This is a genomic window from Rhodoferax sp. GW821-FHT07G04, from assembly GCF_059418585.1.
In genome coordinates, this window is record NZ_JBWKQD010000002.1 from 1,484,136 (window position 1) to 1,510,376 (window position 26,241).

23 protein-coding genes are annotated in these 26,241 nt (G+C 61.6%); 15 read left to right on the plus strand and 8 right to left on the minus strand.

The genetic code is table 11. From position 1 onward, the window contains the following. Window positions 1–73: 73 nt before the first annotated feature. Window positions 74–889, plus strand: coding sequence for an RMD1 family protein (locus AC07OO_RS16110; RefSeq protein ID WP_495083095.1), 816 nt, complete (start codon window positions 74–76; stop codon window positions 887–889). A 12-nt stretch (window positions 890–901) separates the two neighbouring features. On the opposite strand, the gene AC07OO_RS16115 is transcribed toward AC07OO_RS16110, so the two are convergent. Beyond that, window positions 902–2,278 carry a DUF3034 family protein gene (locus AC07OO_RS16115; RefSeq protein WP_495083096.1) on the minus strand — a complete coding sequence of 459 codons (1,377 nt, stop codon included), beginning with the start codon at window positions 2,276–2,278 and terminating at the stop codon, window positions 902–904. Window positions 2,279–2,410: 132 nt separating this feature from the next. Here AC07OO_RS16115 and AC07OO_RS16120 point away from each other — a divergent pair, with 132 nt between their 5' ends. The 9 genes from AC07OO_RS16120 to darG all read left to right on the plus strand — a co-directional run bounded on the left by AC07OO_RS16120 (window position 2,411) and on the right by darG (window position 14,106). Then, the gene (locus AC07OO_RS16120; RefSeq protein ID WP_495083097.1) at window positions 2,411–3,163 is read left to right on the plus strand and encodes a hypothetical protein; all 753 of its coding nucleotides are present in this window, start codon (window positions 2,411–2,413) and stop codon (window positions 3,161–3,163) included. A gap of 45 nt (window positions 3,164–3,208) precedes the next feature. Beyond that, window positions 3,209–3,820, plus strand: coding sequence for a methylamine utilization protein (locus AC07OO_RS16125; RefSeq protein ID WP_495083098.1), 612 nt, complete (start codon window positions 3,209–3,211; stop codon window positions 3,818–3,820). Between the two features lie 10 nt (window positions 3,821–3,830). Further along, on the plus strand, window positions 3,831–6,218 hold the full coding sequence (locus AC07OO_RS16130; RefSeq protein WP_495083099.1) for a putative bifunctional diguanylate cyclase/phosphodiesterase: 2,388 nt from the start codon (window positions 3,831–3,833) through the stop codon (window positions 6,216–6,218). A 126-nt stretch (window positions 6,219–6,344) separates the two neighbouring features. Next, window positions 6,345–6,632, plus strand: coding sequence for a putative quinol monooxygenase (locus AC07OO_RS16135; RefSeq protein ID WP_495083100.1), 288 nt, complete (start codon window positions 6,345–6,347; stop codon window positions 6,630–6,632). A 75-nt stretch (window positions 6,633–6,707) separates the two neighbouring features. Next, entirely contained in the window at window positions 6,708–9,197 is a 2,490-nt protein-coding gene (hsdR, locus tag AC07OO_RS16140) for an EcoAI/FtnUII family type I restriction enzme subunit R (RefSeq protein WP_495083101.1), read from the plus strand. A gap of 68 nt (window positions 9,198–9,265) precedes the next feature. Next, entirely contained in the window at window positions 9,266–10,735 is a 1,470-nt protein-coding gene (locus AC07OO_RS16145) for a type I restriction-modification system subunit M (RefSeq protein ID WP_495083102.1), read from the plus strand. A gap of 8 nt (window positions 10,736–10,743) precedes the next feature. Beyond that, the gene (locus tag AC07OO_RS16150) at window positions 10,744–12,360 is read left to right on the plus strand and encodes a restriction endonuclease subunit S (RefSeq protein WP_495083103.1); all 1,617 of its coding nucleotides are present in this window, start codon (window positions 10,744–10,746) and stop codon (window positions 12,358–12,360) included. A gap of 7 nt (window positions 12,361–12,367) precedes the next feature. After that, a complete protein-coding gene (darT, locus tag AC07OO_RS16155; RefSeq protein ID WP_495083104.1) occupies window positions 12,368–13,048 on the plus strand; it encodes a type II toxin-antitoxin system toxin DNA ADP-ribosyl transferase DarT in 681 nt (226 codons plus the stop codon). A gap of 2 nt (window positions 13,049–13,050) precedes the next feature. Continuing rightward, entirely contained in the window at window positions 13,051–14,106 is a 1,056-nt protein-coding gene (darG, locus tag AC07OO_RS16160) for a type II toxin-antitoxin system antitoxin DNA ADP-ribosyl glycohydrolase DarG (RefSeq protein ID WP_495083105.1), read from the plus strand. Window positions 14,107–14,170: 64 nt separating this feature from the next. Here the strand turns inward: darG and AC07OO_RS16165 are convergent, their stop codons facing one another. Together AC07OO_RS16165 and aptA are read right to left on the minus strand one after the other, a co-directional pair. Continuing rightward, on the minus strand, window positions 14,171–15,685 hold the full coding sequence (locus AC07OO_RS16165; protein WP_495083106.1) for a CoA-acylating methylmalonate-semialdehyde dehydrogenase: 1,515 nt from the start codon (window positions 15,683–15,685) through the stop codon (window positions 14,171–14,173). 90 nt (window positions 15,686–15,775) lie between these two features. Then, a complete protein-coding gene (gene aptA, locus AC07OO_RS16170; protein WP_495083107.1) occupies window positions 15,776–17,155 on the minus strand; it encodes an omega-aminotransferase AptA in 1,380 nt (459 codons plus the stop codon). A 97-nt stretch (window positions 17,156–17,252) separates the two neighbouring features. On the opposite strand from aptA, the gene AC07OO_RS16175 reads away from it, so the two are divergent. Then, entirely contained in the window at window positions 17,253–18,191 is a 939-nt protein-coding gene (locus AC07OO_RS16175) for a LysR family transcriptional regulator (RefSeq protein ID WP_495083108.1), read from the plus strand. 117 nt (window positions 18,192–18,308) lie between these two features. Here AC07OO_RS16175 and AC07OO_RS16180 read toward each other — a convergent pair whose 3' ends face one another. Then, a complete protein-coding gene (locus AC07OO_RS16180) occupies window positions 18,309–18,470 on the minus strand; it encodes a hypothetical protein (protein WP_495083109.1) in 162 nt (53 codons plus the stop codon). A gap of 188 nt (window positions 18,471–18,658) precedes the next feature. Here AC07OO_RS16180 and AC07OO_RS16185 point away from each other — a divergent pair, with 188 nt between their 5' ends. From AC07OO_RS16185 to AC07OO_RS16195, 3 genes are read left to right on the plus strand one after another with little or no spacing between them, the layout of a single operon-like run. Further along, window positions 18,659–19,576: a LysR family transcriptional regulator ArgP gene (locus tag AC07OO_RS16185; RefSeq protein ID WP_495083110.1), complete on the plus strand. Its 918-nt coding sequence runs from the start codon at window positions 18,659–18,661 to the stop codon at window positions 19,574–19,576. A gap of 47 nt (window positions 19,577–19,623) precedes the next feature. Further along, window positions 19,624–20,253 carry a TetR/AcrR family transcriptional regulator gene (locus AC07OO_RS16190; protein WP_495083111.1) on the plus strand — a complete coding sequence of 210 codons (630 nt, stop codon included), beginning with the start codon at window positions 19,624–19,626 and terminating at the stop codon, window positions 20,251–20,253. A gap of 46 nt (window positions 20,254–20,299) precedes the next feature. Next, window positions 20,300–21,235, plus strand: a complete 936-nt coding sequence (locus AC07OO_RS16195) for a DNA ligase (RefSeq protein ID WP_495083112.1) — start codon at window positions 20,300–20,302, stop codon at window positions 21,233–21,235. 27 nt (window positions 21,236–21,262) lie between these two features. Here AC07OO_RS16195 and AC07OO_RS16200 read toward each other — a convergent pair whose 3' ends face one another. Further along, window positions 21,263–22,114 carry a metallophosphoesterase gene (locus AC07OO_RS16200; protein ID WP_495083113.1) on the minus strand — a complete coding sequence of 284 codons (852 nt, stop codon included), beginning with the start codon at window positions 22,112–22,114 and terminating at the stop codon, window positions 21,263–21,265. After that, window positions 22,111–23,073 carry a LysR family transcriptional regulator gene (locus AC07OO_RS16205; protein ID WP_495083114.1) on the minus strand — a complete coding sequence of 321 codons (963 nt, stop codon included), beginning with the start codon at window positions 23,071–23,073 and terminating at the stop codon, window positions 22,111–22,113. Before AC07OO_RS16205 ends, AC07OO_RS16200 begins: the two co-directional genes overlap by 4 nt. 128 nt (window positions 23,074–23,201) lie before the next feature. Here AC07OO_RS16205 and AC07OO_RS16210 point away from each other — a divergent pair, with 128 nt between their 5' ends. Further along, window positions 23,202–23,618 (plus strand): hypothetical protein, encoded by a 417-nt coding sequence (locus AC07OO_RS16210; RefSeq protein ID WP_495083115.1) that lies wholly within the window; start codon window positions 23,202–23,204, stop codon window positions 23,616–23,618. A gap of 140 nt (window positions 23,619–23,758) precedes the next feature. Here AC07OO_RS16210 and AC07OO_RS16215 read toward each other — a convergent pair whose 3' ends face one another. Continuing rightward, entirely contained in the window at window positions 23,759–25,645 is a 1,887-nt protein-coding gene (locus AC07OO_RS16215) for a phosphoenolpyruvate carboxykinase (GTP) (RefSeq protein ID WP_495083116.1), read from the minus strand. A 382-nt stretch (window positions 25,646–26,027) separates the two neighbouring features. Further along, the gene (locus AC07OO_RS16220; RefSeq protein ID WP_495083117.1) at window positions 26,028–26,171 is read right to left on the minus strand and encodes a hypothetical protein; all 144 of its coding nucleotides are present in this window, start codon (window positions 26,169–26,171) and stop codon (window positions 26,028–26,030) included. Window positions 26,172–26,241: the final 70 nt, after the last annotated feature.

The window sequence follows — 26,241 nt, forward strand, 5'->3', positions numbered from 1 at the left end:
CTGAGGCACCGCCGACCCCATTTCACCCGGTGGATGCGATATTCTTGCTGGGGTGCCAACTCCCGGAGCCCTGGTGAAACCCGATCTCAGCACCCATTTCAAGAACCGGCAGTACGTCAAGGCACGTGCGATCCTGCTGGGCGACCGCCTGGACCTCAAGGCCTTCAAAATTGTCGACTGCCTGGCGACCACGCCGCTGACGCTGGAAGTCGATGCGGACGGCGGAGTTGCGGTGTTGTTCCGCTATGGCGTGGTGGTGCTATTTGGCGTCAAAAGCATGGATGAGCTGCGCTTCGTCGATTCGTTACGGCCTCTCCTCGCCACCGCCTATTCGACGCCAGAAATTGAAGAACTCGAAATCAACTGTGGCAGTACCGGCGAAGGCGTGCAAAGTGGTGCCGTATCGCTCGACCAGATGTCACTGGAGAAGGTGCAGGTCATTGCCGACGCCCTGAGCAAACACTTGGTGCTCAGCCTGTACGAGAAGACGGTGGGCAGCGAGTTCGACAAGATAGAGCCACTGGCGCAGGAACTGGCCACGCACGGCAATGTCAGCGCAGGCTCCAAAACCCTGCTGTCCAAGATCGGGCACATGCTGCTGATCGAACACCGCATGGTGGGGCGTGCGGAGATCGGTGACAAACCCGAGGTGCTGTGGACCCACCCGCAGCTGGGCGGCTTGTACGCCAGCCTTGAAGACGAATTCGAACTGCAGGAGCGCCAGGCTGCCCTCAATCGAAAGCTAAACCTGATTTCCGACACGGCGCAGACGCTCGCAGACATATGGGACAACAAGAAACTTCACCGGCTGGAGTGGTATGTCATCTTCCTGATCCTGTTCGAAATCCTGCTCAGCCTGTTTGAGCTGACCCGCCGGCACCTGGGCTGACCCAACACGGGATCAAAAACCCAGCTGCACCGACAAATAAGCCCCCGTCTGCGTGCGGTTCCCCGTCGTGGCCGGCACGATGACGCCCAGGTCCACATAGGCCAGCGTCACCGAGGCGCTTTTGTTCGGCGCCCAGGCAATGAAGATGTCCTTCCAGTCCTGGGCACGCAGGCCATCACCCAGACCCGCCGCGGCGCCGGGGTCTTGCAGGTTGTTGGGCATGCGGCGGTATTCCGCACCCACGGCCAGATTGCGGTTGGCCAGCCAGGCCAGCGACAGCTCGGGCATCAGTTGGTACTGGTCGCGTGAGCCGCCAAGGGTACCGCCAAAGCCCAGCAAGCCGTTCTGGTTGGCATTGGTAGCGCGCAGCGTGCCATTGACCAGGATGCCCTGGGCCAGAAACAGCTTGGTGGCGCTGACATACAGGTCAGTGCTGGTCTTCTTGGCGCCGAGCGCCGAGAGCGTAGCGTCCAATCCGCTGGATTGCAGGGACTTGAACTCCACACCCACTGCGACCTGGGGCTGCCAGGTATCGCTGTCCAGGATGGCCTCACCCGCCACGCGCCACTTGGCCCCCAGGATGTCCTGCGTCAGTTGCAGGCCGGGTATGCCCAGGCCGGGGCCGGTGACGCCGGTGTCGAAGGACTGGCGGGCCAGGGACACTTCCCACCGGTTGCGGATGCCCACCGCCAAGCCATAGGTGTTGAGGCCGTAGTCGTTGGTCGTCACGCGGGTCGCATGGGCGGTAAAGCCTGTAGCCTGGTCGCTGGCGTAGGTGCCAATCGTGGCCCAGGGGGTCAGCCCACCGCCAGCTGCGCCGTCCACACTGCTGACACCACCGGTCAGCAGCAATTTGCCTTGGCGGTTGGCCGCGGGGCTTGCGGTGATGATTTCGCGGTGCATGGGCGCCAGGCGGGCCAACAGGCGGTTTTGTACGCCGAAGGGAATGTCACGTGCGCTCATGCAGTCTTGCAGGATCTCCACCAGCAGATTGAATTCGCCCGTGCCGATCTTCAGGTCGGCGTGCGACTTCTTCATCTCCTCGCCTTCATACCGGCACGGCCCTCCGCTAACGCGGCACAGCTGGTCGGTCAGTTGCTCCTTGAGGTAGGCCGGCTTGATGTTCATGAACATGGGGCCGATGGTTTTGTCCGCCCGTAGGCGGTCCACCAGATCGTTCATCAGCAACTGGATGCCCTGCTTTTCGCCCAAGGCCTGGTACAGCGCAGAGGGGGCAGAGGGCGGGTTTTCAGTGCTCTGCGCCTGGGCAACCGTCGTGCCGCCGCACAGCGCTGTGAGCAAGGCCAGCGCCCATGTTGGGGCCAGCCTTTCTGCCCAGTGGCGAACAGGGAGGCTGCGGGCGATGCGGGGGGTGCGGTGTTGCGGCATGGCGGGTCCTCGGGCGGTCCAAGACAAACGATGGCATAGGCGCTGGCAGATGATAAGCCCGGCCTGCGCAGCCGTACACCCTGCATGGGCTCGGCGGTTGTACTTCCCCAGCCGGCGGTATATGCTGGCCGCATGCCACGGTGGATCCCCTGCTTCATGCCCGGTGCGCGGATCGCCCTGGGCGTCGCGGTACTATGGCCCGCCATCGCCAGCGCGGACCCCGGCTATTACCTGGTGACGGCCTACGATGACACGGGCACCGTCCACGTGGACACCCGCTACTGGACCGTCAAGCGCAAGGGCGGATCCGAAGTCGTATGGCCCGAGATCGGCCTGGGCTACAACGTCAACAGCCGCTGGTACACCGAGCTGTACATGAGTTATATCGGGCCGTCCTTTTCCAACGCCACGCCCAGCACGCTGAATTGGCAAAATGATTTTCTACTGACGCAAGGTCAGTGGGATGTGGACCTGGCCCTGCACACCAACCTTATCAGGGACCAGGAATCCTCCGACGGTGACAGCGTGGAGTTCGGGCCCGTGTTGCAAACCGATGTGGGCCGGGTGCAGCTCAACGGCAATCTGATTTTTGAGAAGTCGCTGGCACCGGGCAACACCACAGCGCCCCAGCTCAAATACCAGTGGCAGCTCAAGTACCGCTGGAACCCAGCGGTGCACACCGGCATGCAAGGCTTTGGTGAACTGGGCACCTGGAACCGTTGGTTGCCCGCGGAGCGGCAGTCGCACCGCTGGGGGCCGGTTGTCAGCGGCACCTGGCACGTGACCGACAAGCAGCGCGTGGAATACCAGGCTGCTTATTTGATGGGCAGTGTTTTCGGTAGCGCGGCAGACATGCTGTCGCTGCGGGTGCAGTACCTGTTCTGACAAGCGCTATACACTGGGCTTTTCCTCACCAGTTAATTCCCCCGCATGCAATTGGACCTTCGGTTTCTGCTGTTGTGGATTTCGGCGCTGACCATGGCGCCGCTTGCGCATGCGGCCACGGTGGCTGTGCAACTGCAGGATGCCGCGGGCAAGGCGCTACCCGAAGGCGTGGTGTTTCTGGAATCCAGCCAGGCCAAGCAACTGGCCAAGCCGATCACCGGCGCAGAAATGGCACAGGCCAACAAGCAATTCGCGCCCCGCGTGCTGGTGGTGACCGTGGGCACGGCGGTGGGCTTCCCCAACCGCGACACGGTGCGCCACCATGTGTACTCGTTCTCGCCGACCAAAACCTTTGAACTCAAGCTCTACACCGGTACCGCGGCCAGCCCCGTGGTCTTTGACAAGCCCGGCATTGCGGTACTGGGTTGCAACATCCACGACAACATGAGCGCCTGGGTCGTCGTCGTGGAGACGCCCTTCTTTGCCACCGGCGACGCCAAGGGCGTGGCCACGCTGCGCGATGTGCCTGCCGGCAGCTACCGCATGCGCATCTGGCACCCGGGCCTGTCGGTGGGCGCTCCGGCGGCCGAGCAGGCGCTGACCGTGGGCACCACCGACCAAACCCTGAGCTACCACTTGGCCGGGGTGACGCCATGAAGGTAGCGCCATGACGCAGAAACTGGAGTGGCGACCCGATTACTGGGGCCTGTCATCGCGCATCGTTGCCCTGTCGCTGGCGCTGCTGCTGATCGTGCAGGCGGCCGTCTTCAGTGTGGTGCGCATCAGCATTGAACAAAGTGCCAGACGCCAGCTCGACCAGGAGCTGCAAATTGGCGAGCGCGTGTGGCGCCGCCTGCTGGACCAGAACGCACAAAAGCTGCAGCAGGGTGCCGCGCTACTGGCGGCCGACTACGGCTTTCGAGAAGCCGTCGCCACCAAGGACGAGGCCACGATACGCTCGGTGCTGGAGAACCATGGCGCCCGCATAGGCGCCACCATCACCGCACTGATGGACACCAGCATGGGCCTGCGCGCCGTGGGCGAGGGGCAAGACGGCACACAGTTGCAAGGCGTGCTGAGCCGCCTGGCCAGCCCCGGCGTGCGCGACGCCCAAGGCAGCCAGGTGGCGCTGGTGGGCCGCACGCCCTACCAGTTTGTGCTGGTGCCCATCAAGGCGCCGGTGGTCGTGGGCTGGGTGCTGATGGGTTTCCCCATCAACCAAAAGCTGCTGGAAGACATGCGGGCCATCTCCGAAATGCACCTGGCGCTGGTCAGCGAAGCGCCGGGCCAAGACCGCCAAGTAGTCTCCAGCACACTACCCGCCGGTGCGCTGCGCGCGCTGGAGGCCGCTGCCGTGGATGTAGCGGAGCTGCCGGTGGACGACGACCGCCTGATCGCGCGCAGCGTCAAGCTCGATGCCGGCTCGTTTGGCAGCGTACGCACGCTGTTGTTCCGATCCGTCAACGAAGTGGTGGCGCCATTCCGCCAGGCCCAGGTGGCGCTGGCGTGGATCACCGGTCTGGGCGTCGTGTTGTTTGCGATTGGCAGCGTGTTTGCGGCCCGGCGCGTGACCACACCACTGCGCTCTTTGGTGCACGCCACCGAAACCTTGGGACGTGGCCAGTACGACGTGCCGATGCAGCACACCAACCGGCACGACGAGATTGGCGGCCTGGCCAAGGCCTTCGACGCCATGCGCATCAACATCGGCGCACAGCAGGCAGAAATCCGCACCCTGGCCTACTGGGACCGCCTGACCGGCCTGCCCAATCGGGCACGCTTTCGTGAGGCCGTTCAGGAGCAGATACGCAACGGCATTGCCGGCCGAGACAGCGATAGCAACCCGAGCATGGCCATCCTGATGCTGGACATTGACCGCTTCAAGCATGTCAACGATGTGCTGGGCTACTCCTTTGGCGACCAGTTGCTGATCGCGGTGGCCAGGCGGCTCACAGAACAGGACTTGCGCGTCAACGACATGGTGGCCCGCCTGGGCGGCGACGAGTTTGCAGTCATGCTGACCGGCGCCAGCGCCGACACGGCGGTCAACGTGGCCGAGCGCATTGCCAAGTCTTTCGAGCAGCCGTTGGCCTTCGAAGAACAGGCCGTGGACATGAGCGCCAGCATGGGCATTGCCTGTTTCCCGCAGCACGCCCAGGATGTGGATGCACTGCTGTCGCGCGCCGAGGTGGCCATGTATGCCGCCAAGTCGCGGACCACGCTGATGCAGGTGTACGACGCATCGCTGGACTCATCCAGCACCGAGACGCTGTCCATGCTGTCCGAGCTGCGCAATGCCGTCGCCCAGGGCGAGCTGCGCCTGTTCCTGCAACCCAAGATCGCGCTGGCTACGGGTCGGGTGGTCGCAGCCGAAGCCCTGGTGCGCTGGCAACACCCGCAGCGCGGCCTGGTGCCGCCGCTGGAGTTCATTCCCTTTGCCGAGCAGACCGGCTTTGTGCGCCAGCTGACGATGTGGATGTTTGAAGAATCGGCCCGCATCAGCCGGAGCCTGGGCGAAGCCGCCGGCACGGGGTTCAAGCTGGCCATCAACCTGTCCACCCGCGACCTGCTGGACATCGAGTTTCCGGCCCGCCTGGACACCATACTGGCGAAATACCAGCTACCGGCCAGCGCCTTCTGCCTGGAGATCACCGAGAGCGCCATCATGGACGACCCGCAGCGCGCCCAGGCCACGCTGAACCTGTTGTCGCAGCGCGGTTTCAAACTGTCCATCGACGACTTCGGCACCGGCTATTCGTCGCTGGCGTATTTGAAGAGCCTGCCGGTGGATGAACTGAAGATCGACAAGTCCTTTGTGATGAACATGGAGACCGACGAGGATGACGCCAAGATCGTGCGCTCCACCGTGGACCTGGCACACAACCTGGGCCTGACGGTAGTGGCCGAGGGCGTGGAGAACGCGCTGATCTGGGACAAGCTCAAGGCCCTGGAATGCGACGAGGCCCAGGGCTACTTCATGAGCAAGCCGATCGCGGCCCACACCTTTGCGGCATGGTGCGCCGGCTGGCATGCGCGCCAGCCGCAGATGGCCTGAGGGGTGCCTGATCGGCGCCAATGGCTTATGCAAATTTCGCCGCTAGCCCTCGTCAAATAAACACATATCGCTACCAAATATGTAGCATTTGATCCGCAACCGCAGCATACGAAAGGAAGCCCAACCATGCACTACGTTCTGGCCCGCATCACCGTAAAACCCGAGGCCGCCGAAGCCGCCGGCAAAGTCTTGGCTGAGCTGGCGGCGCAGTCGCGCAAGGAGGCCGGCTGCGTGCAGTACGAGGTCTACTGCCAGGAGCAGGCGCCGCACATCCTGCAAACGGTGGAGCACTGGAAAAGCAAGGCCGATGCCGACGCCCACATGACTATGCCGCATGTGGGCGCGGCCTTTGCGGCCGCCGGTCCGTTGCTGGCGGGTGCGCCGGAAATTCTGGCGTATATCAAGCTGGCTTAAACCTATTCAGCGTATTGCTCAAGCGCAGAGCCAGTTGGTGGGCATTTTTTGGGTTATGTTCGGTCAGGGACCGCCATGAGCAAAAACAACCTATCCGAGAGCGACCTGTGCGACAAGGTCATCCGCCCGGCCATCGTTGCCGCAGGGTGGCACACGCTCGACCAGATATACGCCCAATACCCCCTGCGTGCCGGACGAGTAGTGGTGCGTGGCAAGACCGCCAAGCGCGACCAGACCACCGTGCTGTTCGCCGACTATGCGCTCTTTTTCAAACCCAATGTCCCGTTAGCCGTCGTCGAAGCCAAGAAATCCCGACTGTCGATGAGCGCAGGCATGCAGCAGGCCATCAACTACGCGGGGTTGCTGGAGGTGCCATTCAGCTTCACCAGCAATGGCGACGGCTTCGTATTCCGCGACGCCACGTTGGCGACCGGTGTTCTGGAACAAAACATCTCGCTTGACCAGTTTCCATCACCGCAAGAGCTTTGGGCACGGTATTGCGCTTGGAAAGGCTGGGCGCCTGATGTTCAGCGTGTCGCCGAGTTCGACTACGCCCCCGCCAAGTCACCTCGCTATTACCAGCTCAACGCCATCAACCGTACGGTAGAGGCTATTGCCAACGGACAAAACCGTGTGTTGCTGGTCATGGCAACCGGTACCGGCAAAACCTACACCGCGTTTCAGATCATCCACCGGCTTTGGAAGTCACCCTGGCGGGCCGACAAGCCCAGTGGGCAAAAGCGCATTCTGTTCCTGGCGGACCGCAACATCCTGATTGACCAAACCATGGTCAACGACTTCCGCCCCTTCAAGGGCGCCATGGCAAAACTTAGTCCCAATGCCAAAGGCGTGGAGCGTGTGGATGCGCAGGGCAAAGTGACGGTGGAAGAGCTTGAGCTGGCCGTCAACAAAACCACCAAGCTGGTAGACAAGAGCTACGAGATTTATCTGTCGCTGTACCAGGCGGTAAGCGGTACCGAAGAAGAGCAGAACATCTACAAACAGTTCAGCCCCGACTTCTTCGATTTGATCGTGGTGGACGAGTGCCACCGCGGCAGCGCTGACGAAGATTCGGCTTGGCGTGAAATCCTGACCTACTTCAGCACAGCCACCCAGGTCGGCCTGACCGCCACGCCCAAGGAAACCAAAGACATCTCCAACAGCGACTACTTTGGCGCACCCCTCTATACCTATAGCCTCAAACAGGGCATTGAAGACGGCTACCTGGCGCCCTACAAGGTCATCCGCGTCGATCTGGACAAGGACGCCTTTGGCTGGCGCCCTACAGCGGGAATGACGGACAAGCACGGCAATCTGATCGAAGACCGCGTCTACACCGGTGCTGACATGAACCGCAAGCTGGTGCTGGAAAAGCGGGATGAAGCTGTTGCCCAGCGCATTACCGACTACCTCAAGGCCACCGACCGCTATGCCAAGACCATCGTCTTTTGCGAAGACATAGACCACGCCGCCCGCATGCGTCAGGCCCTGAGCAATGCCAACGCCGACATCTGCGCCACCCATCCCAGGTACGTGGTTCAGATCACAGGCGATAACGTAGAGGGCAAGCGCGAGCTGGACAACTTCATCGACCCCGAGAAAACCTATCCGGTGATTGCCACCACCTCCAAGCTCATGAGCACGGGTGTGGATGCGCAAACCTGCAAGCTCATCGTGCTGGACCAGAACATCAAGTCCATGACGCTGTTCAAGCAGATCATTGGCCGTGGCACACGCCTGCGTGAAGATTTGGGCAAGACATGGTTCACCATCCTCGACTTCAAGCGCGCCACCGAACTCTTTGCCGACAAAGACTTTGACGGCGAACCCGTGCAGATTTACGAGCCCAAGGCCGGCGACCCCATCGCACCACCGGACACGCCTCCTGAGACGTCGCTCAGCGCGCACGCTGCTCAACCCGAACGCGTTGAAGGCCGGCCAACAGGAAGCCTCGACCCCTTCGCCCAGGACGGCGAAGAACCCAAGAAATATGTCGTTGGCGCAATGGTTACGGTCGCAGTGGCCCGAGAGCGCGTGCAGTACCTCAACGCCCAAGGCAAGCTCATCACCGAGAGCCTGCGCGACTACACCCGCATCAACCTCACCAAACAATACGACTCTTTGGATAAGTTCCTCCAGGCTTGGAACGATGCGGATCGCAAGGCGGCACTGCTGCAAGAACTGGAAGGCCATGGCGTGTTGATCGAGGCGCTGGCAGAAGAGCTAGCCAACAATGGCCTGACAGACCTGGACCCGTTTGATTTGCTGCTGCACGTCGCCTACAACATGCCCCCGCTCACACGGCGCGAGCGCGCCAGCCGGGTCAAGAAGCGCAACGTCTTCACCCAATACGGCCCCGTGGCCCGCAAAGTGATCGACGCACTGCTGGACAAATACGCCGACGAAGGCATTGTTACCATCGAGGCCGATACCGTTTTCAACGTGCAACCCTTTACCGATATTGGCCGCCCCGGCGAAATCATCAAAAGTTTTGGCGGACGCCCCCAATACCTGGACGCCCTGCAAACGCTGGAGCGAGAGCTTTACTCGATAAACGCTATTTAATTCATAGCTGGTTACGCATATTTCACGGGGGCTAGCGCCCTTTTTTCTTTAGAAGACTTTCCACAAGCATGTCCAACCTTTCCAGCGTCATCAAGTCCATCCAGGACGTGATGCGCCAAGACAGCGGCGTCGATGGCGACGCCCAACGCATTTCCCAGCTCACATGGCTCTTGTTCCTTAAAGTGTTTGACGCGCTGGAGGAGGAAATGGAGCTCACCCGCGACAGTTACACCAGCCCCATCCCCGAGCCCCTGCGCTGGCGCAACTGGGCTGCGGACGCCGAAGGCATCACCGGCGAAGCGCTGCTGAGCTTTGTGAACAACGACCTTTTCACCGCGCTGAAGAATCTGCGTGGCGACGCCCAGCGCAACCCGCGCGGCTATGTGGTGCGCGGCGTGTTTGAAGACGCCTACAACTACATGAAGAGCGGCCACCTGCTGCGCCAGGTGATCAACAAGCTCAACGCCATCGACTTCAACCGCCAGAGCGAGCGCCACCAGTTCAACGACCTGTACGAGAAAATCCTCAAAGACCTGCAGAGCGCCGGCAATGCGGGTGAGTTCTATACCCCCCGCGCCGTCACCCAGTTCATGGTGGACATGGTCAACCCCCAGCTGGGAGAAAAGGTGCTTGACCCCGCCACGGGCACCGGCGGCTTTCTGGTCTGCGCCATCGAACACATGCGCAAGCAGGTTAAGAACACCGAGCAAGAAGCCGTGCTGCAAACCTGCATTGGTGGCGTAGAGAAAAAGCAGTTACCCCACATGCTGTGCGTCACCAACCTCATGCTCCACGGCATCGAGGTTCCCAGCCAGGTGGTACACGACAACACGCTGGCTCGCCCGTTGCGCGACTACACCGCCGCTCATCGGGTGGACGTGGTAGTCACCAATCCGCCCTTTGGCGGTGTGGAAGAGCCGGGTATCGAGCAAGGCTTTCCCGCCGATGTACGCACCAAAGAAACGGCGGACTTGTTCCTCGTGCTCATCAAGCACATCCTCAAAACCAATGGCCGCGCCGCGCTGGTGCTGCCTGATGGCACGCTGTTTGGTGAAGGCGTAAAGACCCGCATCAAAGAACAACTGCTGAATGAGTGCAACCTGCACACCATCGTGCGCCTGCCCAACGGCGTGTTTGCGCCCTACACCGGCATCAAAACCAATCTGTTGTTCTTCACCAAGGGCACGCCCACCAAAGACGTCTGGTACTACGAGCACCCGTACCCCGCGGGCGTGAAGAACTACAACAAGACCAAGCCCATCCGCATCGAAGAGTTCGGCGCCGAGAAAGCCTGGTGGGGCAGCGAGGCCGATGGCTTTGCCAGCCGCGTGGAGAACGAACGCGCCTGGAAGGTAAGCATCGACCAGATCAAGGCGGCGGGCTACAACCTGGACCAGAAGAACCCCCATGTGGGCGATGTGGTGGACCATGACCCGGATCACCTGCTGGCTGCGTATGCGCGCCTGCAGGACGAAGCCCAGGCGCTGCGCGATGAGTTGAAAGACATATTGGCCAAATCGCTCGCTAGTCCACGGTAAATCTGCGCATGCTGCTATCAAATTTGAACCTATTGGCCACTGCGCCCGGCGGCGTGGCGCGTCTGCGTGAACTGATCTTGACGCTGGCGGTGCAGGGCAAGCTGGTACCGCAAGACCCAAAGGATGAACCGGCGAGTGCGCTGCTGAAGGAGATTCGGGCGGAGAAAGACCGACTGATTGCCGAGGGCAAGATTAAACGAGACAAGGCCTTGCCGCCAATTTCGGACGAAGAAAATCCGTTTCAGTTGCCGAAGGGGTGGGAATGGGTACGACTTGGCTCTCTGCTTCCATTTCGTATTGGAAAGACACCGCCCAGCAAAGACCCTCAGTACTGGAGTGATGAAGGGGTTGCATGGGTCAGCATTTCTGACATGACCCACTTCGGCGAGGTCTTTGATACAAGTCGAAAAATCACAGATAGAGGTGCCAGCGTTTTTGGATATGAGCCGTTGCCTGCCGGCACATTGATCATGAGCTTCAAGCTCACTATAGGCAAAATCGCCGTATTGCGAGTGCCCGCGTATCACAACGAAGCTATCGTTTCTCTAATGCCACTCGCTGGGCTACAAACGGAATTTCTGAAATACATGCTACCCACGGTTTCTAAAACCGGGGTCTCGAAAGATGCGTTGATGGGAGCGACCCTCAACACAGAGTCGCTTTCAAACCTACTGATTGCTTTACCTCCAGAAGCCGAACAATCCCGCATCGTCACCCGCGTCGAAGAACTCATGCGCCTGTGCGACGCGCTCGAAGCCAAAGGCCAGCTCGAAGCCACCCAACACGCCCAACTCGTCAGCACCCTGCTGGCCACGCTCACCGAGAGCGAAACGTCCGCGCAACTGACGGAGAACTGGCACCGCATCGCCACTCACTTCGACCTGCTGCTTGACCGCCCCGAGGCCGTAGACGCCCTGGAGCAAACCATCCTCCAACTGGCAGTGCGCGGCCTGCTCTCAACTCAAGCCGCCGAAGATTTGCCCGTCGAGATTGGTGATCGTGGAAGCTCTTCAACTGAGATCCCCCCGACCTGGTCGCACGTCAACTTTGAAGACATCTTGCTGGAGCTTCGGTACGGCACGTCGGTTAAGTGCGGGCACGACGTAGTCGGAACGCCCGTTCTTCGGATACCGAATCTCAAAGGCGGCAGGATCGACGTAACTGACCTCAAGTTTGGCGCTCTTGATGAGCGGGAGAAGGAGAAACTTCGACTTGAACTTGGCGACCTTCTCATAATTCGTTCAAACGGAAGCGTTTCTCTCGTGGGGAGCGCCGCAGTTGTGAGTACTGAGTCTGAAGGCTTTGCTTTTGCAGGCTATTTGGTACGTGCGCGATTCAGACGCGAGTACGTTGAGCCAACATACTTGGTCTTAGTGATGCAAACAATTGAAATAAGGGCGCAAATCGAAGCACCTATACGGACAACTTCTGGCGTCAAGAACATCAACAGCACAGAGATTTCACGGCTGACATTTGCACTCCCACCCCTTGCCGAACAATCCCGCATCGTCACCCGCGTAGCCCAGTTGCGCCGCCTGTGCGCCGACCTGCGCCAGCGTCTGACTGCCAGCCAATCCACCCAAACCCATCTGGCCGAGGCGCTGGTAGAGTCCTTAACCAGCTGAGGTCGCCATGCCAGTCCCCAATCCTGTCCGCTTGTTCCACATCACGGCCATAGCCAATTTGCCTGCTATTTGCCAGGCAGGGGCTTTGTTGTCCAAGAATCGTGGCGCAGCGAACGGTGTGGCGTACCAGAACATTGCGCACGGTGGAGCACAGGGCGTGCGTGCGGCGAAGCCATTGCCCAATCCGCCGGGTGGAGCAGTCCATGACTATGTACCCTTCTACTTTGCGCCGCGTTCGCCCATGCTCTCTGCCATTCATGCGGGCAAGGTAGCGGGCTGCACCTTGACGCAGCAAGACATCGTTCACCTGGAAAGCACAGTTGACCGGGTAGCTGGCCAAGGCGAGCCGTTTGTGTTTTATGACCGCAATGCCACACTGGCTTATAGCAAGCCGTACATCGACCTGGCGCGCTTGGATGCGGTGGCTTGGGACTTGTTGACTGAGACGCCTCGACTGGACGGCTTTTGCAAGTATTTTCAGAACCGCCATCAGGAAGAACGCTACGTGGATCGCATGGAACGGCGCATGGCGGAATTCCTGGTGCATGGTAGCGTGCCATTGCTTCAGTTCATTCGCATTGGGGTCTGCACTCCAGCCAAGGTGGCCCAAGTTCAAGCCATCCTGGACGCGGCAGGAGTACCATTGCAGGCTGAAGTAAAAACCGACTGGTACTTTCTGGGCCAGTAACCATGAGCATCCACCTTACCCACGGCGATTTGTTGAAGCAGGACGATGTTGACGCCATAGTCAATACGGTGAACTGCGTCGGCGTCATGGGCAAGGGCATTGCGCTGCAGTTCAAGAACAAGTGGCCCGATAACTTTGCCCAGTACCAAGCAGCTTGCAAAGCTGGCGTGGTGCGGCCCGGCAAGATGAACGTGTATGACGCGGGTGCCTACGCGCAACCGCACTTCATCATCAACTTTCCGACGAAAGACCACTGGCGCGGCAATTCCAAGCTCGCTTTCATTGAGGACGGTTTGCGGGACTTGATTGCCCAAGTGAAAGACCTGGGGATTCGCTCCCTTGCCATTCCACCGCTTGGTTGTGGAAACGGCGGCTTGGACTGGAATGTCGTCAAGCCTTTGATTGAGGATGCGTTTGAAGCCCTGCCCGAGGTGGAAGTACGCTTGTTTGAACCAGGCGATGCGCCAAAAGCCAAGAGCATGGAAGTGCGCACCGCACGCCCCAAAATGACAATTGGCCGCGCCGCCATTCTCAAGTCTATTGATACATACCGCGACCTGAATTACGGCCTGACCAAAATCGAAGTGCAGAAGCTCGGCTACTTTTTGCAAGCCGCTGGTCAAAACCTGGGGTTGCAGTTTGAAAAGCATTTGTACGGCCCCTACTCCGAGCAACTGCGCCATGCGTTGAATCGCATGGAAGGTCACTTCATTGTGGGTATGGGCGATGGCTCGGTGGATTCAGAGATTGAACCGGCGCCCGATGCTTTGCGTGAGGCTGATGAATTTCTTGCTGTAAATGGTGATGCAGGAATCAATGCTCGTTTGGAGCGCTTGTATTCGCTTATTGACGGGTTTCAGTCTCCCTACGGTATGGAGCTACTGGCAACTGTGCATTGGGTTGCGCAGCACGAGCAAGGCGTTGTTTCGCCGGAGACTGCGCTACGAGCGATCGGGGAGTGGAACCCGCGGAAAAAGCGATTGATGCAAGGGGCCCATGTGCATGCTGCATGGGACCGCCTTGCTGACGCAGGCTGGATCAACGCCAAGGTTCAATAGCTTTTCCGCCTACGCAAAAAAGGCCTGGTCTGAAATCAGACTAGGCCTTTTGTTTTGAGCGTGCTTACTTGCTGCTCGGGAACGCAAACACCGCCCCTTCGCGCACGCCGGCCGACGGCCAGCGCTGCGTGATGGTCTTGCGCTTGGTGTAGAAGCGCACGGCGTCCGGGCCGTAGGCGTGCAGGTCGCCGAACAAGCTGCGCTTCCAGCCACCAAACGAGTGGTAGGCCACGGGCACGGGCAGTGGCACATTGACACCCACCATGCCGACCAGGATGTTGTCGGTGAAGTAACGCGCAGCCTCGCCATCACGCGTGAAGATGCAGGTGCCGTTGCCGTACTCGTGGGCGTCGATCAGGTCCATGGCTTCTTGCAAGGTCTTCACGCGCACCACGCCCAACACCGGGCCAAAGATTTCTTCCTGGTAGATCACCATGCCGGGCTTGACGTGGTCGAACAGGCAGGGGCCCAGGTAGTAGCCGTCTTCATGGCCGGCCACCTTCAGTCCACGGCCGTCAACGACCAGCGTGGCGCCTTCCTTCACGCCCTGGTTCACGTAACCCTTGACCTTCTCGAAGTGCGGCTTGGTGACCAGCGGGCCCATGTCCATGCCGGGTGCGGTACCGGGGCCGACCTGCATCTTCGCAATCTCGACTTTCAAGGCTGATACCACGGCATCGGCTGTGGTGTCACCCACGGCGACGACCAGCGGGATGGCCATGCAGCGCTCGCCACACGAGCCATAGGCCGCACCCATCAGCGCATTGACGGCGTTGGCGATGTCGGCATCGGGCATGACCACGGCGTGGTTCTTGGCGCCACCCAGGGCCTGCACGCGCTTGCCGTGTTTGCAGCCTTCGGTGTAGATGTATTCGGCAATAGGGGTGGAGCCGACAAAACTGACGGCCTTGATGCGCGGGTCTTGCAGCAGCGTGTCCACGGCTTCCTTGTCGCCATTGACGACATTGAGTACACCCGGTGGCAGGCCGGCTTCCAGCGCCAGTTCGGCGATACGCAGCGTGCTGCTGGGGTCGCGCTCGGAGGGCTTGAGCACAAAGGTGTTGCCGCAGGCCACGGCCATGGGCCACATCCACAGCGGCACCATGGCGGGGAAGTTGAAAGGCGTAATGCCTGCTGCCACGCCCAGCGGCTGGAACTCGCTCCAGCTGTCGATGGCGGGGCCTACGTTCTTGCTGTGCTCGCCCTTGAGCAACTCGGGGGCGTAGCTGGCGTATTCCACGTTCTCGATGCCGCGCTGCAATTCGCCTGCGGCATCAGACAGCACCTTGCCGTGTTCGGCGGTGATCAGGGCGCACAGCTCCTCAGAATGCTTTTCCAGCAGCACCTTGAGGTTGCTCATCACCCGCGCGCGCTTCAGCGGTGGCGTAGTGCGCCAGGCGGGGAAGGCTGCTTGCGCGGAGGCAATGGCCTGCACCACGGTGGCTTTGTCTGCCAGCAACAGGCGTTTTTCGGCGCGACCGGTTGCCGGGTTGTAGACGCTTTGTGAGCGCGGATCGGCGCTGTCGCCGTGGGTCAGCTTGCCGTCGATCAGATGGCCTATGGTGGGGAGGTGGGACATGGTTTTTTCCAGAGTGTCTATATGAGAAATGTGGCGCTAGCCCCCGTACTGATTGCACATACCGCTATCAATACAAGAGCACTCAATTGATCAGGCTGTGGCGTTCAAGGCATCGCCCAGCGCGTTGACCAAGCTGTCGATCTCGGCCTTCTCGATGATGAAGGGTGGTGCCAGCTGGATGGTGTCGCCGCCGTAACGCACGTAGAAACCTTTTTCCAGGCAGCGCATCGCAATCTCGTATGGGCGCTTGGCGGGTTCACCCGGCACGGCGGAAATCGTGATGCCAGCCGCCAGCCCGTAGTTGCGAATGTCGGCCACGTGTTTGGCGCCCTTCAGGCTGTGCACGGCCTGCTCGAAGTACGGCGCCATGGACGCGACGCGTTCGACCATGTTTTCCTGGACCAGCACATCCAGCGCCGCAATGCCGGCGGCGCAGGCCACGGGATGGGCCGAGTAGGTGTAGCCATGGGGGAACTCCAGCATGTAGTCCGGGCCGCCCTGGGCCATGAAGGTGTCGTAGATGTCCTTCTTGGCGACGACCGCGCCCAGCGGCTGCGCGCCGTTGGTGATCTGCTTGGCCACGTTCATGATGTCGGGCGTCACGCCAAAGGCGGCCGCGCCGGTGTAGGCGCCCATGCGGCCAAAGCCGGTGATGACCTCGTCGAATATCAGCAGGATGTTGTTGGCCGTGCAGATCTCGCGCAGGCGCTGCAAGTAGCCCACGGGCGGGATCACGACACCAGCCGAGCCGGACATGGGCTCGACGATGACGGCGGCGATGTTGGAGGCGTCGTGCAGCGCAATCAGCTTCAGCAAGTCGTCGGCCAACTCGGCGCCGGTGGGTGGCATGCCCTTGTAGAACGAGCCGGCTGCGGGCTGGGTGTGGGGCAGGTGGTCCGCCTCCACGCCCTGGCCAAACACCTTGCGGTTGCCGACGATGCCGCCGACCGAGATGCCACCGAAGTTGACGCCGTGGTAGCCCTTTTCACGGCCGATCAGGCGGGTCTTGGTGCCCATGCCCTTGGCGCGCCAGTAGGCACGGGCCATCTTTAGGGACGTGTCGGCGGACTCGGAGCCGGAGCCCGTGAAGAACACATGGTCCAGCCCCTCGGGCGTCAGTTCGCGGATCTTGTTGGCCAGCTCAAACGACAGCGGGTGGCCGAACTGGAAGGCGGGCGAGTAGTCCAGCGTGCCAATCTGGCGGCTGACGGCCTCGGTGATCTCCGCCCGGCCATGGCCCAGGCCCGAACACCACAGGCCGGACAGTCCGTCCAGGATCTTGCGGCCGTGGCTGTCGGTGTAATACGCGCCCTGGGCGCTGACCATCATGCGCGCACCATTGGACGCGTTTGCCTTGAAGTTGCGGTTGCCGGTGTAAGGCATCCAGTGCGCCTCCATCCACGCGGCGTCGCCGGGGAAGGCGCTGGTGCTGGTGACTGCTGTCGATGGGGTGGTGTCGTTGAGCTTCATGGCGGGTGGTCCTTCTGCGGTGGGCAATCAATAGACCATTGTGGTTCGCTCTGTTACTCTTATAAAGTAACAGTTATCACTATTTGGTTAGCAACTAATGAAAGTTAAGAAACGCGCGGTGCTCGGCCAGATCAGCGATATGGATCTGCGCCTGCTGCGGGTCTTCCGCGCGGTCGTAGATTGCGGCGGCATGGCTGCGGCGGAGCTGGAGCTGAACATCGGCACCTCCACCGTCAGCCGCCACATCAAGGACCTGGAAACGCGGCTGGGTCTGACGCTATGCCGCCGGGGCCGGGCCGGTTTTGCGCTGACGCCCGAGGGCCAGAAGATCTACGACCAGACCACGGCGCTGCTGGCCGCGACCGACGCCTTCCGCAGCGGCGTGGACGAGATCCATGAACGCATGGGCGGGCAATTACACGTGGCCATGTTCGACAAGACCGCCAGCAACCCGCAAGCCCATATTGCCGAGGCGATTGCACTGTTCACCGAGCAGGCACCCGATGTGGCGCTGAACCTCCATGTGGCCACGCTCACGGCGATCGAGCGCGGCGTGCTGGACGGCCAGTACCAGATCGGCATCATCCCCGGCCACCGCAGCTCGGACACGCTGGAGTACACGCTGCTGTTTGACGAAGTGATGCTGCTGTACTGCGGCCGCGCGCACCCGCTGTTTGGGGCGACTGCGAAAAGCCAGCCCAAGGACTGGGATGGCCTGCGCGCCCACCAGTTCGCTGGCCTGGGCTACCACTCGCCGAACATGGAGATCAGCCAGCAGGTGCGGCTGGCGCGCAAGGCGACCGGCTTTGACCAGGAAGCGATTGCCACCTTGATTCTGTCGGGGAAGTTTTTGGGCTTTTTGCCCGACCACTACGCGGAGAGTTTCGTGCGCGGTGGCCAGATGCGCGCCATCGATCCGGCAGTGTTCAGATACGACTGCCAGTTCTTTGCGATTACACGAAGGTCGCCGCAGATTGCGCGGGCGACGCGGGCGCTGCAGGAGTGCCTAGCGCGCTCGCATGCAACGAACGCGTGAGGAATAGGGAGCAATTTGCCGCTGGGCCGCCCCAAGGCAAATTAGCCCCCTGAGGGGGCAGCGACCCGCGCAGCGGCGGAGCGTGGGGGCTCTTAGCCGTCGTGGGGGCTCCTAGCTTCAGCGGTGACGCTTTCCAGGGTTCTTCTTGCTGCGCGTAGCGACGCCACGCTCCAGGCTGATGCGTTGGCCACGGCCGGGTGTTGGCAGCGAGACGCCGGGTGGAGTTACGGGGCGGGGAGTGGCTTTACGGTCTGCTTCGGTGACGATTTTGTTGCCCATTTTTTACGGTCCTGACAAGTTTGCAAAGGCAGTATTAGGCCATAAGTTGGAAAAACCGCCCAAAAGCGGCCGTTCCAGCGCGGCTGCGCCACTCTGTTTTATCGCACTTTCAGTCCTTAGGAACATTAGTTAAACTAATGACCAACGGGGTGCAACCCCCTCAACCCGCTTGGCAAATATTAATAACTATGCGAACCTTTGATTCCGACGCGCTGGAGTGTCTTGCGGCTATTGTGGAAGAGGGCGGCTTTGAGCGCGCCGCGCTACGCCTGTCGGTCACCCAGTCGGCTGTCTCCCAGCGCTTGCGCGCGCTGGAGGCCCAGGTGGGCACTGTGCTCTTGGTGCGCAGCCGCCCGATCAAGCCCACGTCCGCCGGGCGCCTGCTGATCAAGCACGCGATGCAGATGCGCCTGCTGCGCGCCGACCTGGAGACCGATCTGCAGGACCTGACGCCCGGCGCTGGCGCGCTGCGTGAGGAAGACCGCATCTCCATCGCCATCAACGCCGACAGCATTGCCACCTGGGCCCTGCCGGCGCTGGGCGAACTGGTCAGTGGTGGCCTGCCTTTGGAGATCATCACCGACGATCAGGATTTCACCCACGAATGGCTGCGCGAGGGCCAGGTGCTGGGCTGCGTGACCACGCTCAAGCAGGCCCTGCGCGGCTGCAAGGTCATGCCGCTGGGCGTGATGCACTATGTGGCCGTGGCCAGCCCGGCCTATGCCGAGGCCCATTGCCCCCAAGGGCTGACGCCGCACAACTTCCGCAGCATCCCCTTCATCGCCTTCAACCGCAAGGACGACCTGCAGACCGATTTCGTCAGCCGTGCCTGCGGCCTACGCCGTGTTGCGCTGAGCCAGCGTTTTGTGCCCAGTTCCGAGGGCCAGGTGCGCGCCGTGCTGGCGGGCTGGGGCGTCAGCGTGGTACCCGAGCTGCAGGTGCGCGGTCTGCTGGCCAATGGCGCGCTGGTCAACCTGGCGCCCCAGGTCACGCTGCCGGTCAACCTGTATTGGCATTGCTGGAATCTGGATTCGGTGGTCATAGACCGGCTGACTGCCGCGCTGTCCACCGCTGCCGCAGTGGCACTGAAGACTACGCGGTCATAAATTAGCCTCTCCCTGTATTTTTCGACGGCTGCGGCTAAACTGTGGGCATGCCATCCAGCCCCACCGCCACCGCCGCCCCCAAGGTCTCGTTCAAAACCCAGATGCTGCAGGCGCGGGAAGACGCCATCATCCAGGCCGTCAACCGCCTGCTGGCCGAAAAGGGCTTTGATGCGATGACCGTGGACGAGGTGGCCGCCCAGGTGGGCATCGCCAAGGCCAGTCTGTACAAGCACTTCCCCAGCAAGGAAGACCTGGCCGCCGCCGCCATGGTGCACGTGATGCGCCGCGCCCAGCGCTACCTCAAGGGCCTGCCTACCGACGCCAGCCCACTCGACAAGCTGCGCACCGTGGTGCGCTGGACCATGGAACTCAAACTCGGGGGCGAGATGCCCTCCCTGCCCAGCCAGAACTCCAGCTTGCGCGCCACGCTGATCGGCAATGGCGACTACATGAATGGCCTGATTGAAGTCAGTGACCAGTTGGGCGAGTGGATCGAAGCGGCCCAGCAGCAAGGCACCATCAACCCGCGTTTGCCCGCGATCGCCATCCTGTACACGCTGTACGCCCGCGCCTGCGATCCGGTGCTGGAGTTTCTGAAGATGGGCGGTCAACACAGCGACGCCGAGATCATCGACCTGGTGCTGTCCACCTGCTTCGATGGGTTGAATGCCCGCTAGCCCTCGTCAGTTCTGATTTGTTCGCTCTAAATTCAGGAGCACAGCCGTGCATTTACCCTTGCGCTTGAACCGCCGTCTCTTCCTGCTGGCCTGCACGGGAGGTGTTGCGGGGTTGGCGGGCATTCCCACGTTGGCCCAGACCCCGGCCCCCGAGGCCGCTCCCCTGATGCTGGCCAAGGTCTACCGCCCCGGCGTGGACCTGACCGACTACTGGGTCAGCGAAAAGTACGACGGTGTGCGCGGCTACTGGGACGGCCAGCAACTGCTGACACGTGGCGGTGAACGCGTGCAGACTCCGCCGTGGTTCACCGCAGGCTGGCCCGCCACGCCGCTGGACGGCGAACTGTGGGCCGGCCACGGCCAGTTTGCACGGGCCAGTTCCACGGTGCGCCAGCAGACACCGGATGACGCCGCTTGGCGCGGCATGCGTTTCATGGTGTTTGACATGCCGGCGCAGGGCGGCCCGTTCAGCGAACGCATTGGGGCGTTGAATGCTGCGGTCACGCAGATCGGGCAACCCTGGGTCGTGGCCGTCATACAGACCCGCGCCACCACCCACACGGCACTGATGGCGCAGATGCACCGCGTGGTCAAAGGCGGGGGTGAGGGCCTGGTGCTGCACCGCGGCGCATCGCTGTACACCGCCGCGCGCAATGACGATCTGCTGAAGGTGAAGCCGCATGAGGACGCCGAGGCCCGCGTGCTGGGCCACCAGGGCGGGCACGGCAAGTACGCCGGCATGTTGGGCGCGCTGCTGGTAGAGAGCGTGGTCAGCGGCAATGCCGCGGCGCCCGGTGTGCGCTTCAAGATTGGCTCCGGTCTGTCGGATGCGCAGCGCCGCAATCCGCCGCCGGTCGGCAGTGTGGTGACCTATCGGTTCCGGGGGTCGACCGATGCGGGTGTGCCGCGTTTCGCCAGCTTTGTGCGCATGGCTTCTGACCGGTCTGAAGGCCTGCCGTCCACGCGTTCGCTATCAAATTGATAGCCAATTAATTAGATTTGACGAGGGCTAGGGCCCGATTTCTATTAAGCACTTCGACTGGAAACTGACCTGCTCGTTCTTGCGCGCATAGCCCAGCGGATTGGCCACCACATGGCAGCCGCGGTGGATGTAGTCGCTGGGCGCATGCAGGTGGCCGTGCAGCCACCACTGCGCCAGTGGCAACAGATCGTCCAGCGCATTGCAAAAGCCGGCCGTGCCCGGCACCAGGCCATAGCGCGGGTCGGCGCTCTTGAGGCTGGGCGCGAAATGGGTGACGGCCACCGTGGTGCCGTCAAACGGCGTGGCCAGCGCGTCACGCAACCATTCCTGGCAGACCAGGGCCTGTTCGCGCAAACCTTCGGCCAGCCAGGGTTCGCCATTGCGGGTGGTCTCGGTCTTGCGCAGGTAGTAGTTGGCGGCGCGAAAGGCCTTGTCACGCGCCTTGAGCAATTGCGCCAGTGGGTTGACCGGTGGCGCGCCGTGCCGCTGCGCGGGGGGCGCCGTGCCGGCGGTCGGGCCCAGTGCGTCGAAATCGGACCACAACGTGGTGCCGACAAAACGCACACCACCCAGCACCACGGTCTCGCGTTCCAGCCAGACCAGGCCCAGCCGCGCGCAGGTTGCGCGCAGGCGGTCGTGGGCTGCGTCGAAGTCCATGCCGTCGTATTCATGGTTGCCGGGCACAAACAGCACGGGCGTGGGCCAGCCGTTGTGGGGCGAGAACTGGCCCAGGCCGAAGTCGGCGTCCCCCAGCTGCGAACCCGGCTGGTAGGAGCCGACATCACCGGCCAGCACCAGCAGGTCGGCGCCCGGCGCGGGCTCGGCCTTCCAGTGCGGGTGCGCCTCCAGGTGCAGGTCGGACAGCAATTGCAGTTTCATGGGGCGACGACAAAGGCGGTGGACGCCAAGGATTCGATTTGGGCGCGTAGCCAGGCATGGGCACTGGAAGCCTCTTGCCGTTGGTGCCATAGCGTGTCCACCTGGATGGTGGGTGCCGCAAAGGGTAGCTCGCGCAGCACGAGCTGGTCAGCAAAGCCGGTGACGTTGATGAAATGCCGCGGCAGCACAGTCAGCAGATCGGAGTGGGCCACGACCTTGCCCGCGGTGAAAAACTGGTTGACGGTCAGCACGACGTGCCGTTTGCGGCCCAAGGAGGCCAGTGCCTCGTCATTAAAACCAAAGGCCCGCCCCGAAAAGCTGACCAGCATGTGGCGGGCCGCGCAATAGCGGTCCAGCGTAAGCGGACCGCTGGCCAGTGGATGACCCTTGCGCATGACGCAGACATAGTCGCCCTGGAACAAGCGGTGGTGGAGGAAGGACACGGCCTCTCCCGCCTGCGCACGGGCCGTCAGGTCACTCATAGCGGCCGGAAAGTAGCCAATCGCCAGGTCGGCATGGCCCTCGTCCAGCATACGGCGGGGGTCGCGGGTGGTGAGCGGCACCACGCGCAGCGAGACGCCCGGCGCATGCGCGGTGATCAGCGCGACCAGCGGCGGCAGCAGTTCGGCCGCCGTGGTGTCGGCCATGGTCAGCACAAAAGTGGTCGTGGCGCTAGCCGGCTCGAACACGCTGGGCGACAGCGCGGCCTGCAGGCGCTTGAGCGTGTCGCGGACGGCCTGCCACAGCTCCAGGCCGCGCACCGTGGGCTCCAGGCTGCGGCCCTTGCGCACCAGCAGTTCGTCCCCCAGTGCTTCGCGCAGGCGCCGCAGGGCATTGCTGACGGCCGGCTGGGTCAGCGACAGCTGCTGGGCCGCGCGGGTCAGGCTGCGCTCGGCCATGACGGCGTCCAACACCTTCAACAGGTTCAGGTCCAGGGTGCGCAGGTTAGCAGGAGACATGGCAAATCATAAATCCTATGAATACCAAACATCACCAACATAAAGTTGAATAATATTAGTAAAAACCCTAAGATGCCACCATGCTTTTGAATTCCACGTCTTCTTTCAACCCATCTTCGGAGGTTGCCATGGCCCGTAGTACCACTGTCCATCCTTATTTCACACCCGCCAGCGTGGCGGCGCGCTCGGCCAAACCCGGCCGTTTCTCGTTCGATTTCTTCAGCTCCCGCACATTGGCCGGCATGCTGCTGGCAGCATCTTTGGCCGCTATGCTGGTCGTGGCCGATCAGTTGATCGAGACCTGGGCCGATGGCCACCTGCTGGCTGTCTGGGTCGGTTTGTGGGCCCTGGCCTTCGGAGCAATGGCCTTGTCGGCATCGCCAATGCGCCGTCTGGCGGAGTCGACCGCTATTGCCCTGGCCCGCTGGTCGCGTGCCCGCGCCGAGCGCCGGTCCGACGAAGCCATGCTGCAATTGGCCCAGCAAGACCACCGCGTGATGCGCGATCTGCAGATCGCAGCCTTGCGCAGCGAACACCAAGCATAAAAACAGTTTCTTTGGCCCATTGAAAAAGCCACCGCATTGCGGTGGCTTTCTTTTTGGCCACTTCAAATGGTTTGGCCACCGGACCGCCTGTATTTTGTTAGTGCCAGGCGGCCCGGGATCAATCGCTCAGAATCAATCGCTTACGCGGTCAGGCGCTGTTCCAGCTTGGCCTTGGTATCGACCAGTTGCTGGGGCAGGTGGTAGGCCAGTTGCGTGAACAACTCGGCGTGCAGCGCGAATTCTTGCTTCCAGGCGTCCTTGTCGAGGCTGGTCACGCTGGCGAACTGGGCGGCGCTGAAATCCAGGCCGGTCCAGTTGATTTCGGAATAGGCCGGGCTCACGCCAAAGCCATTTTCGCTGCCGGGGGTCGTGCCTTCGATGCGGTCGATCATCCACTTCAGCACGCGCATGTTTTCGCCATAACCGGGCCAGACGAACTTGCCGTCGTCACCCTTGCGGAACCAGTTGACGGCGTACATCTTGGGCAGCTTGGCGCCACTCTTGGCCAGTTTCTCGCCCATGTTGAGCCAGTGCTGGAAGTAGTCGCTCATGTTGTAGCCCATGAAGGGCAGCATCGCAAACGGGTCGCGGCGTACCACGCCCTGCTGGCCCACAGCGGCTGCCGTGGTTTCGGAGCCCATGGTGGCGGCCATGTAGACGCCTTCGACCCAGTCACGGGCTTCGGTGATCAGGGGCACGGTGGTGGAACGGCGGCCGCCGAACATGAAGGCGTCGATGGGCACGCCGTTGGCGTCGTTCCACTGTGCGTCCAGTGCGGGGTTGTTGGTCGCAGCCACGGTGAAGCGGGCATTGGGGTGGGCGGCCTTGGCGCCGGTCTCCTTGGCGATAGCCGGCGTCCAGTCCTTGCCTTGCCAGTCGATCAGGTGCGCAGGCATGTTGCCGGCGTCCTTTTCCATGCCTTCCCACCAGACGTCGCCGTCATCGGTCAGCGCCACATTGGTGAAGATGACGTTCTTGTCCAGGCTGGCCATGCAGTTGGGGTTGGTCAGCGTGTTGGTGCCAGGGGCCACGCCGAAGTAGCCAGCTTCGGGGTTGATGGCGTAGAGCTTGCCATCCGCGCCGGGCTTCAACCAGGCGATGTCGTCGCCGATGGTGGTGACCTTCCAGCCTTCGAAACCTTCGGGTGGTACCAGCATCGAGAAATTGGTCTTGCCGCAGGCGCTGGGGAAGGCCGCCGCTACGTGGTACTTCTTGCCCTGGGGGTTTGTCACGCCCAGGATCAGCATGTGCTCGGCCAGCCAACCTTGGTCGCGGCCCATGGTGGACGCGATGCGCAGCGCGAAGCATTTCTTGCCCAAGAGGGCGTTGCCGCCGTAACCGGAGCCATAGGACCAGATTTCGCGGGTCTCGGGGTAGTGGACGATGTACTTGGTCTTGTTGCAAGGCCACTTCACGTCGGCTTGACCAGGTTCCAGCGGGGCACCGGTGGTGTGCATGCAGGGCACGAACTCGCCGTCCACACCCAGCACGTCGTACACGGCCTTGCCCATGCGGGTCATGATGCGCTGGTTGACCGCTACATAGGGGCTGTCGGACAACTCAATGCCGATGTGGGCGATGTGCGAACCCAGTGGGCCCATCGAGAACGGCACCACATACATGGTGCGGCCGCGCATGCAGCCGTCAAACAGCGCGGGGGTGCCGTCGGCCTGGCCCGATTCGAGCAGCTTGCGCATCTCGGCTGGGGCCATCCAGTTGTTGGTGGGGCCGGCATTTTCCTTTTTCTCGCTGCAAATGTAGGTGCGGTCTTCGACACGGGCCACATCCGTGGGGTCGGAGCAGGCCAGGAAGCTGTTGGGGCGCTTGGCGGGGTTGAGCTTTTTGAAGGTTCCGGCGTCGACCAGTTGCTGGCACAGACGTTGGTATTCTTCTTCGGAACCGTCACACCAGTAAATGGCATCGGGTTTGGTCAGTGCGGCCATGTCGGCCACCCAGGCAATGAGCCTGGGGTTTTTGACGTAACTGGGCGTGTTCAATTTCAAGCCCTGCATCATGGGTGCGTTCATACGGTAGCTCCTAGTTTGAAAATCGTCTTTTCAAAATAAAGGCCACCCTTTAACTTTGAGAAAACGTTTTGCACAAAACCGTGGATACAACCGTCCCCCTGTCTCGCGCAGACTCCAGGGGCGGGTACCTTCTATTTTAAGAACTGGTACCGCGGTTACATGTGGGTTACCGACAACATTCATGCAAAACTTGCATGAGGTTATGTGCACAATGCCGGTACTTTCAGCCCTGCGGCACGCGCAATAGGGCCTGTGCGCTAGCAGCACACAACAGCAAGCAAACGGGAAAAATCAGGAGAGGGGTGGGACCCACGGCACCGTGCTGGCTGAGCCGCGCACGTACCGGGGTTGGGGATAAAGAAAAAGAGGCGCTGAGGCGGCCTTAGGCCATGTACACGGCGATGAAGGCCAGCAAGAAGATCAACACGCCGCCAACGACGGGCAAGACAAAGGGAATCAGGGGAACAATGGCCTCAACCGGATCGGTTGCTTGGTCAGACGGCGGAGTAGAGGGAGCTGCAGACATGGAATTCCTTCAAGGCTTCAATAGAAATTGGGGCCGATTTTACCTATACGCTGGCCTGGGACCAAGTTTT